Annotated in this window: 10 protein-coding genes and 1 tRNA gene; 2 read left to right on the top strand and 9 right to left on the bottom strand. The window is 60.0% G+C overall.

The genetic code is table 11. The features are described 5' to 3' along the window. Nucleotides 1-54: 54 nt before the first annotated feature. Nucleotides 55-900, bottom strand: a complete 846-nt coding sequence (locus tag HPT27_RS17690; RefSeq protein WP_172246219.1) for a hypothetical protein — start codon at nt 898-900, stop codon at nt 55-57. Nucleotides 901-1,321: 421 nt separating this feature from the next. Here HPT27_RS17690 and HPT27_RS17685 point away from each other — a divergent pair, with 421 nt between their 5' ends. Then, entirely contained in the window at nt 1,322-3,778 is a 2,457-nt protein-coding gene (locus HPT27_RS17685; RefSeq protein WP_172246217.1) for an acyl-CoA dehydrogenase, read from the top strand. Between the two features lie 343 nt (nt 3,779-4,121). Here HPT27_RS17685 and HPT27_RS17680 read toward each other — a convergent pair. The 3 genes from HPT27_RS17680 to HPT27_RS17670 form a co-directional block, all read right to left on the bottom strand. Continuing rightward, a tRNA-Asp gene (locus HPT27_RS17680) sits at nt 4,122-4,198 on the bottom strand. Nucleotides 4,199-4,529: 331 nt separating this feature from the next. Next, nucleotides 4,530-5,411 carry a hypothetical protein gene (locus tag HPT27_RS17675; protein WP_172246215.1) on the bottom strand — a complete coding sequence of 294 codons (882 nt, stop codon included), beginning with the start codon at nt 5,409-5,411 and terminating at the stop codon, nt 4,530-4,532. Beyond that, the gene (locus HPT27_RS17670) at nt 5,408-7,261 is read right to left on the bottom strand and encodes a VWA domain-containing protein (protein ID WP_172246213.1); all 1,854 of its coding nucleotides are present in this window, start codon (nt 7,259-7,261) and stop codon (nt 5,408-5,410) included. The genes HPT27_RS17675 and HPT27_RS17670 overlap by 4 nt, the downstream gene beginning before the upstream one ends. Nucleotides 7,262-7,457: 196 nt before the next feature. Here HPT27_RS17670 and HPT27_RS17665 point away from each other — a divergent pair, with 196 nt between their 5' ends. Continuing rightward, nucleotides 7,458-8,147, top strand: a complete 690-nt coding sequence (locus HPT27_RS17665; protein ID WP_172246211.1) for a TorF family putative porin — start codon at nt 7,458-7,460, stop codon at nt 8,145-8,147. Nucleotides 8,148-8,215: 68 nt separating this feature from the next. Here HPT27_RS17665 and HPT27_RS17660 read toward each other — a convergent pair whose 3' ends face one another. From HPT27_RS17660 to rnd, 5 genes are all read right to left on the bottom strand, one after another. Further along, nucleotides 8,216-8,662 carry a YcgN family cysteine cluster protein gene (locus HPT27_RS17660; protein WP_172246209.1) on the bottom strand — a complete coding sequence of 149 codons (447 nt, stop codon included), beginning with the start codon at nt 8,660-8,662 and terminating at the stop codon, nt 8,216-8,218. 5 nt (nt 8,663-8,667) lie between these two features. Next, nucleotides 8,668-9,330 carry a fumarylacetoacetate hydrolase family protein gene (locus tag HPT27_RS17655; RefSeq protein WP_172246430.1) on the bottom strand — a complete coding sequence of 221 codons (663 nt, stop codon included), beginning with the start codon at nt 9,328-9,330 and terminating at the stop codon, nt 8,668-8,670. Between the two features lie 14 nt (nt 9,331-9,344). Next, nucleotides 9,345-10,571 carry a lytic murein transglycosylase gene (locus tag HPT27_RS17650; RefSeq protein ID WP_211198096.1) on the bottom strand — a complete coding sequence of 409 codons (1,227 nt, stop codon included), beginning with the start codon at nt 10,569-10,571 and terminating at the stop codon, nt 9,345-9,347. Beyond that, complete coding sequence (locus tag HPT27_RS17645) at nt 10,558-10,815, bottom strand: YcgL domain-containing protein (RefSeq protein WP_172246207.1); 258 nt, start codon at nt 10,813-10,815, stop codon at nt 10,558-10,560. Before HPT27_RS17645 ends, HPT27_RS17650 begins: the two co-directional genes overlap by 14 nt. Before the next feature lie 70 nt (nt 10,816-10,885). Beyond that, nucleotides 10,886-12,046, bottom strand: coding sequence for a ribonuclease D (rnd, locus tag HPT27_RS17640; protein ID WP_172246205.1), 1,161 nt, complete (start codon nt 12,044-12,046; stop codon nt 10,886-10,888). Between the last annotated feature and the right edge of the window lie 39 nt (nt 12,047-12,085).

Genomic DNA, 12,085 nt, shown 5'->3' with positions numbered 1-12,085 from the left:
GGTAATCTGAAGACTGAATGCGAAGCTGACCGCACTCGCCTCACGCTTCGAAAATTATTTCCCGGCCGCGCCGCGCAACTCGCCCAGATACTGGGCGACCGGCCGGTAGAAATCCGGATCTTCCCAGTAGCCGTTGTGACAGCCCGGATTCCACGAGGTAGCCGGACTGCCAACATTGATTTCGATGTCATCGCTGACTGCTTGCGAATAGGCCTCGTTAATGCCTTTCAGCGGATAGGCGATGATGTCGTCCTTGTCGTAAAAGTTCAGCCACTTCACTTTTTCTTTCAACGGCTCGGTCAGACCGGCGCCTTTGACCCGAATCGCCCGGTTGAAATCGCCGGGTTGATCGGCGTACACCGCCATCGGGCTGCCAAAGGTGATGAACCCGGCCAGCGTGTGGAATTGCTCGAACGCGCTCAAGCCCTTGATCAGGCCGCCGATGCGCGCCTGCTCAATCTGCAGATCGTAAATGTAATTCGACAGAATCACCGAGCCGAACGAATGCGCCAGCACCACCAACGGTGTTTGCTGCGGGTCGATGCGACGATGCGTCGCCAGCTTGGCCAGCTGCTCCTTGATGCGGGCATGCAGCGCCGGGTACATCGGATAGCCCGATTGCGGCCGGTACGCCAGCGAAGTGCCGAGGTAATCGACAAACAGCTCGCGCAGGCCCGGATAGGCCAAGTCATTTTTGTAGTTGACCGCTTTCAGTGTGTGCGCGTGCCGTTCCTGAACCAGATCACCCCAGTAAATTTCCTGCCAGACCAGCTCGTCTTCGTTGCGGTCTTTGCCGCCGCGAACATAGCTCTCGGTCACCCGGTGCTTGAGCTCGACCGAGTAATGCTGATCAGCGCTGCCCATGCCGTGCACCACGGCGATCGCAAGTTGGTGTGCCATTGCCTGCTGTTCCTTTCCTGATCCGGGAGGCCGTTTCAAATGACTGCGCTCGCCATGCGGGCTGCCGGCCGTGCCGGCAATAGTGCGCCACTGCAGCGGGCTTTCGCTGCTTGCTGCAGAGTGGCGATGGCTGCTGGCAAAACGGCCAGCAGGGACAACAGCCGCTGCCTGCCGCGTGCCGCCAGCGCAGGCCGGCATGGTGGCGAAAGCGCGCGCCGCCAGCAAGCACAGCCGTCACCGATTCAGGGAATTTTATGAGCTCCGGCGCCACCGCCGGCGACTTTTGTCAGCATCAGCAATAGCACCGACCCGACCGCGCTATGCTGTAACTCAGCGCTTTGATCCCGCGGCCGCTCTTGACGAGCCCGGCCAGCCGGGAGTAGCTTTCCCGGACTGCTCCGACCACTTACAGGCATTCACCATGACGACCGTGATTGGCTTGACCCTCCTGCTGTTTTTTCTGGGCTTCTGTGCCTACCACCGTTTTGCCTTGGTGAGCTCGGCACTTGTCGCGCTGCTGGCCATGGCGATCTGGAAATATTTCTTTGGCATCAGCCTGTTTTCCTGGTTTATCGCCGGCGTGCTGATTTTGATGCTGTTGACCCCGGTTCGACGCGCGCTGCTGAGTGCACCGCTGCTCGGCCTGTATCGCAAAGTGATGCCGAGCCTGTCGCGCACCGAAAAAGAAGCGCTGGAAGCCGGCACCACCTGGTGGGAAGCCAAGATTTTCTCCGGCGCACCGGACTGGAAAGAATTGCACGCGCTGCCGGCACCGCGACTGTCAGCCGAGGAACAGGCCTTCTTTGATGGCCCGGTGCAAACCGTTTGCGCAATGACCCGCGATTGGGAAGTCAGCCATGAGCGCGCCGACTTGCCACCGGAAGTCTGGCAATACCTGAAAGAGCAAGGCTTCTTTGCCTTCATTATTCCGCGCAAATACGGCGGCCGCGAATTCTCGGCCTACGCCAACTCGCAAATTTTGATCGCACTGAATTCGGCGAGCCCAACGCTGGGTTCGACCGTTGCGGTGCCCAATTCGCTCGGCCCCGCCGAACTGCTGCTGCACTACGGCACCGAAGAGCAAAAGAACCATTACCTGCCGCGTCTGGCCAAAGGCGAAGAAGTCCCCTGCTTCGCGCTGACTTCGCCGGAAGCGGGTTCTGATGCCGGCTCGATTCCGGATGTCGGTATCGTCTGCAAAGGCCAGTGGAACGGCAAAGAAGTGCTCGGCATGCGGCTGACCTGGAACAAGCGCTACATCACGCTGGCACCGGTCGCGACCGTGCTCGGCCTTGCCTTCAAGCTGCATGATCCGGAGCAATTGCTCGGCGGCGAAACCGATTACGGCATCACCTGCGCGCTGATCCCAACCAACACGCCGGGCGTCAAAATTGGTCGCCGGCATTGGCCACTGTCGATCCCGTTCATGAACGGGCCGACGCAGGGCACCGATGTGTTCGTGCCGCTCGATTACATCATCGGTGGGCCGAAAATGGCCGGTCAGGGCTGGCGCATGCTGGTTGAATGTTTGTCGGCGGGTCGCGCCATTTCGTTGCCGGCTTCCGGCACTGCGGGCACCAAAGTTGCGGCACACGCCACCGGCGCTTACGCCCGCATCCGTCAGCAGTTCAAATTGCCGATTGGTTACATGGAAGGGGTCGAGGAAATGCTCGGCCGCATCGGCGGCATGGCTTACGCGGCCGATGCCGTGCGCACCTTTACCACCGCTGCCGTTGATGCCGGCGAGAAACCGTCGGTGGCCGGTGCCATCGTCAAATACCACTGCACCGAGATGGGCCGCAAAGCCATTACCGATGCCATGGATGTGCATGGCGGCAAAGGCATTTGCCTCGGACCGAACAACTATCTCGGCATCGGTTATCAGTCACAGCCGATCGGCATCACCGTCGAAGGCGCCAACATCCTGACCCGCAATTTGATCATCTACGGTCAGGGCGCGATCCGCTGCCATCCGTATGTGCTGGCCGAAATGCAGGCAGCACAAAACCCGGATCCGAAAGCCGCTTTGCGCGAATTCGATGCCGCGCTATGGGGCCATATCGGTTTCGCCATTTCCAACAAGGTGCGGGTGTTCTGGCTCGGTTTGACCGCGGCCAAACTGACCGCCACGCCGGTCAGCGATTTCAGCTCCGGCTATTACCAGCAGTTGTCACGGCTGTCGGCGGCGCTGGCGCTGTGGAGTGACATGAGCATGGCAGTGCTCGGTGGCGAACTGAAGCGCAAAGAGAAACTGTCGGCACGCCTCGGTGATGTGCTGAGCCATCTCTACATTGCCTCCAGCGTGCTGAAATTCTTCCACGACAAGGGCAGTCCGGAGCACGACAAGCCGTTGGTGCAGTGGGCCGTCGAACACTCGCTGCATACTGCACAGGAAGCCATTTACGGCTTGGCTGACAACTTCCCGAGCCGGCTCGTCGGGCGCGCGCTGCGTCGACTGGTGTTCCCGTATGGCCGTTCGTTCAGGGCACCGAGCGACAAGCTTGGTCATCAGGTTGCGCGGCTGCTGCTGAACCCGGGTCTGGCCCGCGGCGAATTGGTCAGCGGCATTTATCTGCAGCCGACCGAACACAACAGCTTCGCCGTGCTGGATAAAGTGCTGCGCGACACCGTCGCCGCCGAGCCGATCTGGAAGCGGCTGCGCAATGAATTGCCGGACGCCAAATCGCTGTTGCCGGCCGACTTGCTGGCCCGCGCCATCGCTGCCGAAAAAGTCAGCGAAGACGAGATCACCCTGCTGCAACGGCAGGAATATGGTCGCCAGAAGATCATTGCAGTGGATGACTTTGATCCGGCCGATCTGCCACGCGCGCAGTTCCTGCGCACGCCGCAGGCCGCCCGTCAGGAAAAAGTTGCCTGACGCGACTGGTGGCGTAAAAACAAAAGCCCGGCATTGCCGGGCTTTTGTTTTTCTGACGCAAATCCGCCGCGCTGAACGGCGCCATTCAAGCAAGCAAAGCGGTTTTGCCGCTGGCGGAAGACATCACACGCCGCATCAACGCCAGGTGACAACAGCGCTTGGAAATAACGGCAACAAGGGAGTTTTCGATTGGCAGAAACGCGTGTTCAGTTTGCAGAAACGCGATTTTGAATGTCCGAAACGAGCTTTCGAAATCCGGCAACAGGCTTTCGAAATCCGGCAACAGGCTTTCGAAATCCAGAAACGACAACGCCGTGCAGAGCACGGCGTTGTAAGGAATAAGTGGCGGAGCGGACGGGACTTGAACCCGCGACCCCCGGCGTGACAGGCCGGTATTCTAACCAACTGAACTACCGCTCCACCGATTGCTTCGCGACCACTGCAGTGCAGGGGCCCCTAGGCGAGGCGCGCATGATACGCAGGCGCCCTTGGGCTGTCAACGCGGAATCAGGGCCAAGCCGAGAATTGCCACAGCGCGTGAAAAACCGGGGACTTCGCAGCAATCAGCGCTCAATTTCTGAGCGAAAGCCGTGGCTTTGCATGAGCGAAGGAGAGCAGACCGCTGGGGTTGCTAACGGTTTTCGGGCTACCCGTTGGGCTTAGATGCTGGTGCCAGTTCCGACCCAGCTGGCGGAGCTTGTCGGGGCGTTGCTGGCCGAAACCGGATGATGGCGGCGGCGTGATCGCGGGCTCATTGCGACCGGGGTTCGCTGCTCGGTGGATCGTCGTTATGAGTTTCGCTGCCGGCTTCGTCACTGGCAGACGCATCCGCATTGGCGGATGCGGGCGACGCAGTCTCCGCGAACGGGTCCGACTGAATTGACCGTAGCGCCGGATCGTCGGACTCGTTAAGTACATCGGAGTCCAACCCCGCCTCGTCCGCCGCCAGATCAGCCTCACCGGCAGGTTGCGCAGACAACGGCGCGTTGCCGGCCGCATCCACTTCGGTCGGTGCGTTTTGCTCGCCTTCGGCCAACTTCTGCATGGAGGACAGTATTTCTTCCAGACTCATGTCGCGACGGGTGTTTTCATCGCCAAACATCGAGGCGTATTCGGCAAAAATATTGTTGAGCGTCGACAGGGTCAGGCTGACTTCTCGACGCAGCCGATCATTTTCCATGCGCCATTGCATGTCCGGGGCGTCGGATGGTGGTGCTGCCGGAATGAGCGAGGCAATCACCGCAGCGGGCGCGGCTACGCCGGCGCTTGGCAGTTCAGCGAGCAATTTCAGATGCGCTTCGCTGAACACTTTCAGCGCCGGTTCAACCTGCCCCAGTGCCGCCGGATCGCGATTGAGTAGCGCCGACAACAATTGCTTGAAATACTGGCGCCGCTGCTTGACCAGCTTGTCGGCTTCCGGCCCGGCCTGTTCGTCCGGCAATTTCAGTTTGTCGACCAGCCGCAGCTGCACCGCCTGCCGATAATCGTTCTCGGCGGCTTTGACCGCCGCCAGCAAACGCTCGACTCCGGCGCGGTCCTGCGCCTTGCGTTTGATCAGCAGCACCGCCAACACGATCGCGATCAGAACCGACGGACCACTCAGCGCCAGCACCATCAACAACGGGTTGTTCACGCCGGCGCATCCTCATCGTCCGCCAGCGCACTGTCGATGACACTGGCGGCTTGCTTGTGCCGGCGCCGCACCCACCAGAACGCCACGCCTATCCCCACCAACACCAGATTGATGGCGATACCAATGATGAGCCATGGCGTGCCGCCTTTCTCAGGCTCGGCTGGCGCTTCGGCATGACTGGCAGCATCCGGCTCCGCTTCGGCGGTGTGCTCGGTGGCTGGCTCTTCATGCGCGGGCTCGGCGGCATGTGCCGGCTTTTCTGCCGGTGCGGCCGGAGCGGCCTCGCCGACTTGCCATTCCAATGCCGCCGCTTCCATGACAATCGGTCGCCCGGCCACGGTCAACGCATCGAAGCGCCAGTGAAGGCGGTAGCGGCCGTTGGCCTGACCCGGCATCACGGCCTGCCACGCCAGCGCCGAACCGGTCAGGGTTTGCGGCTGCTTGCTGGCATCCGGCAATTCGAGCTGGCCGGTCAGGCTGATGCTGTCGGGTTTGAACAATTCCGGCGAGACCTCGAATGTGGCAGTGGCCACGCCATGCTCATCGACCGCAACCACGGCCTGCACCGGTGTCGCCACGGCCTGCAAATTGAATTTGCGCACGCGTTGAAAAGTCGGCGCGTTGGCTTCAACGGCGAGTTGGTAATTGGCATCGAGCGCCGGCACTTCCCAATCGGCTTTGAAGTGCCCGCCGCCGGCATCGGCAAGCACCACCTCGCGCTGATAACCGGGGGCCGGCTCCGGCGCCTTGATGCTGACCTTGGCTTCCACCAGTTTCAAAAAATCGGCGCGGGTAATCGCCACGCCATCTTCGGTCAGGGTCAAATCAAAGTGAATTTTTTCGCCCGCCAGTGCCAGCGTCGGTACCGCCGCGACGTGCAAACCGAGCTTGCTGACCACCAGCACTCGATTATCCGGATCCACTTCGGCCTGAATCTGCCATTGTCCGGCGGCAGGTTTGGCAACGGTGATCAAATCGTAGCGAGCATCGCTGTGCCAGCGCCATTCGGAAGGATGCTTGTCGAGGCTATGACTGGTGCCGTCCGGACCCAGCAAGGACGCGGCAGTAGCGCCAGTTTTGCGAAAAACCAGCACCGTGATTTCATCAATGCTGCCATCAACGAGAAAGCCGTTATCGAACAGCGGCAGCGCATCGCGCGGCGCGGCCTGCTCGAACAAACGCAGAAAAATGCGATTGAGCTCATCGGCATTGTTGGCGCGCTCGAACATGCCATCGGTTTCCCGCGCCAGCTGTTGCAACAGCGCCGCGTCGGCATCAGCACTCAGTGCAATAGTGTGCAGTTTGGCGCCGGTGGCTTTCAGCGCCGGCAGAATCTGGTTCAGCAGCTCGTCGCGGGCGACCTGATTGTCGGTCGCATTCTTGGAAATATCGACGACACCATCAGTCAGCAGAATCACATGACGCGGCCCGGTCGCCGGCGCCTGCCAGTCTTTGGTCGAACGCTGCAGTGCCAAGCCAATGTTGGTGAACATGCTGGTCGAACCGATCTTGTCGGCTGCCAACAGGGTTTGCTGCTGCCAAGCCGGGCTGACCGGCTGACTCGGGACCAATTCCGTCGCGTACTGACCGAATGTCCAGATTGCGGCACGACTATTGCTCGGCAACAGATTGCTGAGCAGCTTGACGGCCGGCACCCGCAGGTTGCCGGGATCGTTTTTCTTCATGCTGCCGGAGATATCCACCACCACCCGGACATCCGGACCCGGTTCGGCGGACCAAACTGGAGCTACACTCAGGGCGGCCAGCACCAGAAGGGTGCAACCGCTGCGGTGCAGCATGGGCAAAATGGCCGCAATGGCGTTCAGGCAGTGGACTAAGAATTTAAACACGTGTAGCTTTTCGCTAAACAAGTGAGTAGTGTCATCAAGTGTAGTCCACAGGCAGGCAAGTCTTTGGCAGCGCACAAGAATTCCCTGCCCAGGACCGAATCGAGTATGGGCAGAGCTGCAGCCAGCCGTCGTAGCTTTGGTAAGACGTACGTTAAAGAAGAGCAAGACAAACCAAGCGCAACCGAGGAGACAGTACATGATCAATAAAAACTGGGTACGGACAGCAGTCGCCGCCGCCATTCTGGCGGGTTCAGGCAGCGTAATGGCAGAAGTGACCGGCAATGTCGCCGTGGTGTCGGATTATGTGTTCGACGGTATCAGCCAAACTGATAACGGTCCGGCACTGCAAGGTGGCGTCGACTGGTCGGCAGAATCAGGCCTGTACGCCGGCGCATGGGCCTCGACGGTCGATTTTGGTGAAGGCTCCGACTCGAATCTCGAAACCGACTGGTATGTCGGGTACGGATTTGGTAGCGATGATGTGGCGTTCGATGTCGGCGTAGTGTTCTACAAGTATCTGCCCAGCGGCGACGACATTGACTACAACGAAATTTATTTCGGCGTCACCTTTGCAGAGAACCTGACCCTGAAATACTGGTACGCCGATGATGTGATCAACTCGGGCTTGTCCAACTCCCGTATCAAGGCCACTTACAGTGCGGCCATCAATGATGACTGGTCGATTCCCCTCGAATTCACCGTTAATGATCCGGAAGAAGGCGACAGCTACAACCATTACAAAGTTGGCGTTGCCACAACACTGGGCTCGATCAACGCTGAGCTGAGCTACCAGAAGACGGATATTGATGACGAAGGCGACGATGACTTTGCTGATATCGTCTACAGCGACGGCGGCTTTGTCTTGTCACTCAGCATGGATTTCTAAATCCCGTGCGCCGAAAAAACAAACCCCGCATTCGCGGGGTTTGTTTTTTTATATCCTGCCTGAAGCGTCTATTTGAACCGGGCAATGATGTGTTTTTCCAGCGGCCCGGCGACTTCTTCCGACATCACCTTGTCACGCACTGAAATGCCGGCGCGATGCACCGCCTCGCGATCGCCGGAAATCAGGTGATGCCAATCCGGTAGCGGCAAGCCCTTGGCAACGCGAACATAGCCGCAGGTGTCCGGCAGCCAGTTGAAAGTCAGGATATTGTCCGGCGTCAGCTGCACGCAATCGCTGACATAGCGTTTGCGATGCTTGTAATTGCTGCATTGGCAACCATGGGTATCCAGCAGCTTGCAGCAGACCTCGGTCTGATACAGTTCGCCGGTATCATGATCTTCCAATTTGTAAGTGCAGCATTTGCCACAACCGTCGCAGAGCGACTCCCACTCCTTGGCGGTCAACTCGGTTAAGGCTTTGCTTTCCCAAAACGGGGCTTTGCGGCTGTCAGTCATGCAGCTCACGCAACCCGGGTGACAAAGCGGGCACGATCCGCCAGCGTCAGCACCAGCTGATCGCCAGCGCGCAGCGCCGCCACACCAGCCGGCGTGCCGGTCATCACGACATCACCGGGCAACAAGGTAAAAAACCGGGTCATGTACACCAGCAGCGGCAGTATCGGCGTCAGCATGTCGGCCGTGCTGCCGTGCTGACGCAGCGCGCCATTGATTTCCAGCGAGAATTCCAGCGCCGTCAGATCCGGCAACGCGGTCGGATCCAGAAACGGCGCCAACGGCAAGGCGCCATCAAACGCCTTGGCAATTTCCCAGGGATGGCCGGCCGTTTTCAAGGCCTGTTGCCGATCACGCAAGGTCAAATCCAAACCGAGCGATACGCCGACGATGGCCGCGCGCGCCTGCTCGGCGGTTGCAGCAGTCAGACGCTGACCAATCAGCAACGCCACTTCCAGTTCGTGATGACAGTCACCGGCGTCGGCCGGCAACGAAAACGACGGCGACAAGGGCACCATGCTGGTGCTGGGCTTCAGAAACAGCAGCGGCTGCTCGGGCACCGGGTTGTTCAGCTCTTTGGCGTGCTGCGCATAATTGCGGCCGACACAAACGGCTTTGCCCACCGGCAACTCGCAGATCCGGCCATCGAGAAACTGATGCCGATAGCTCAGCAAAGTTTGTTCAGTCATGGAGACTCCGTCACTCCAGCAGGATTACCTGCACTGCTGCCGCTGCTAGTAGCACTGTCAGTCGGCGGCGTCGCTTCCGGCACCACTGGCGGATAACCGATACGTTCGGCGAGATAGCCCACCGAAGTCGCGAAATGGCGTGACCGGTTCCAGCGCAGCAGCACATCGTAATTGTTGTAAACCAGATAGGCTCGCTCGGCGTCGTTCTCCGGCAGCAACAAGCGCGCCGGCAGATCACGTTCGGGCAAATCGGCACCGGTGTCACGGCGCACGCCCAGTGCCTGCCACTCCGACAATGCCCGCGCTTCTTTCAGTTGCGCCGGCGTCAAGGTCAGCGCCTCCGTCAGCCGCACTTGCCGACCCCAGGTTTCGCCACGGCGCCAACCATTCTTGTGCAAATAATTGGCGATGGATGCCAACACATCGGCGGTGTTGGTCCAGATGTCCTTGTGGCCATCGCCATCACCGTCTGCCGCAAAATTCAAAAAGCTCGTTGGCATGAACTGGCATTGGCCCATCGCGCCGGCCCAGGAGCCGCGCATGTTGGCACTTTCGATATGACCGTCATCAAGAATGCGCAAGCTGGCCAGAAACTCCTTGCGGAAAAATTCCCGGCGCCGCCCTTCATACGCCATGGTCGCCAGGGCGCTCGGGATATGGTGCTTGCCCATGACCCGGCCAAAGCTGCTTTCAACGCCCCACAGCGCGATGATGAACTTGCCTTCGACACCGTATTCGGCTTCCAGCTTGCCGAGCAAGTCAGCATGCTCACGAAACCGCTCGCGGGCACGCTGGATTTTTTCCTCGGTGATGACTTTCTGCAGATAGTCTTCGTGCTTGAGAACCGTGTGCGGCTGGGCACGATCCTGACTGACGACGCGTGGCAGCAACTGCAGATCCGCAAACACGGCGGCAACGGTCTGTTCGGAAATGCCGGCGCTCAGCGCGCTCTGACGCAACTCATCGCGAAACGCCGGCCAGCCAGCGGCGAATGCAGCCGCTTCCGCCTCGGCTTGTGCCGCCGCATCCGCATTGCTGACGGCTGGATCCGGCGCGACTGCATTGGCAACCGCCGGTGTTGCCGTGACCACCTGCGCTGGCGGGATTGCCTGTGTTGGAGTAACAACCGGCGCCGACAGCGTTGCCTTGCCGGCGCAACCGGCAAGCAGCGCCAGCATCATGATGCCGGGCAAAACTGGCCCGCGTGGCTTAATCACCGTCATCCAGATGCGCCTCGATTTGCGGTGGCAACTGCAGATAAAAACCGCGTTCCTGCAACGCTGCGCGAACCCGATCGATATTTTCCCGGGCCAATTTGCTTCGACTGGCCAAATCCAGTTCCATGACCCATTCGGCTTTGCCGAACCGGTTCAGGAGCTCCGCAGGAACGGTATCGAACTGATCCCGCTCACGCAGGTAAAGATACATTTCGTCCTGCTTGCTGCTGCGATAGATGTAACACTTCACAATCAATGTCCAGGCAAAAAGCGGTGTTTGCCCGAGCGATGCCGGCACAACCACCGCGAGGGATAAGGGCTTACCACCAGTCCGGCAACGCAATCCCGAAGCTGGTCAATTCACTGGCCAGTGCAGATTGTACCGCAGCGCGGCGCCAACCCTGCCACATCGGCGGCGGATAGGGCTGGCCATCGACAATTGCCAGCAGCAGGTTTTCCAGCACCCGCCGGCTGAAAACCAGTTCGGCCGGAATGCCGCGCGTGCTGGCAAAAGCAGCAACAGCCGCCACCATGGCGTCTTGCGCAGCTTTGCCGTTGGGCACATCGAGCAGGCGCCGGACCGGTGCCGGCCACTGCGCTTGCGGGCAATTGAGGCCACGCTCGACGGCATTCAGGATGGCCTGACCGTGCACCCGCAGCGCGCGCGGATGCAGCGTTTCCAGCACTGACAGCGCCGGCCAGTTGCGCGGCATTTTTTGCGCAACCAGCAGCAGGCTTTCGTCTTTCAACAAATGGCCACGCGGAATATTGTGATTTCGCGCTTCGGTTTCGCGCCAGGCACAAAGCTCGCGCGCCACCGCCAATTGCTGGCCACGCAGCACAAAGGCCGCTTTCAATTTGCGATAAAGAAATTCGGCCGGTTCCTGCTGCTGCAGTCGGCGGGCAGCAAACTCGCTGTCCTCACGGTGCCAATCGGCCAGCTGTCGCTGCTGCAAAGCCTGCGCGCAGTCCTGCCAGATCGGTAACAGATAGGTCACGTCAGCAACGGCATAACGCAGCTGATCATCGCTGAGCGGTCGCATCAGCCAATCGGTGCGTGCCATGTCCTTGGCAAGCGTGATGCCAAAATACAATTGCACGGCGGCGCCATAGCCCAGCGACACGCCTTTGCCGATCAGGGCCAGCGCGGTCTGGGTATCAAACAACGGCGCCGGCACTTCACCGCAGCCGCCGAGAAAGGCTTCCAGATCTTCACCGGCAGCGTGCATGACTTTGACCACGTTAGGGTCGCGCAGCAGCTCGGCAAACGGAGTCCAGTTGCTGATGGTCAGCGGATCGATGAGCGCGACGTACTCGCCATCGCACAACTGGATCAGCGCCAGTTTTGGCCAGAAGGTCCTGACCCGTTCGAACTCGGTATCCAGCGCGATCGCCGGGCAGGTGCGCCAGCGTGCGCAGGCGGTGGCCAGCGCCAGATCGTCGCTGATGGTGACCACCGGAAAAGCAACAGGCGCAGTCAAGACCGCGCCTGTTTCTGTCAATCCGGAAGTCACGCCGGA

The sequence above is a fragment of the Permianibacter fluminis genome, assembly GCF_013179735.1.
Classification (GTDB): Bacteria; Pseudomonadota; Gammaproteobacteria; order Enterobacterales; family Permianibacteraceae; genus Permianibacter; species Permianibacter fluminis.
The sequence above is the reverse complement of the archived record's forward strand: the minus strand, read 5'-3'. Positions and strand labels throughout refer to the sequence as shown.

Bases quoted from the DNA above. Each gene is read 5' to 3' on its own strand.
- HPT27_RS17690 (WP_172246219.1), bottom strand. From the start codon at position 900: ATGGCACACCAACTTGCGATCGCCGTGGTGCACGGCATGGGCAGCGCT.
- HPT27_RS17685 (WP_172246217.1), top strand. From the start codon at position 1,322: ATGACGACCGTGATTGGCTTGACCCTCCTGCTGTTTTTTCTGGGCTTC.
- HPT27_RS17665 (WP_172246211.1), top strand. From the start codon at position 7,458: ATGATCAATAAAAACTGGGTACGGACAGCAGTCGCCGCCGCCATTCTG.
- HPT27_RS17660 (WP_172246209.1), bottom strand. From the start codon at position 8,662: ATGACTGACAGCCGCAAAGCCCCGTTTTGGGAAAGCAAAGCCTTAACC.
- HPT27_RS17650 (WP_211198096.1), bottom strand. From the start codon at position 10,571: ATGACGGTGATTAAGCCACGCGGGCCAGTTTTGCCCGGCATCATGATG.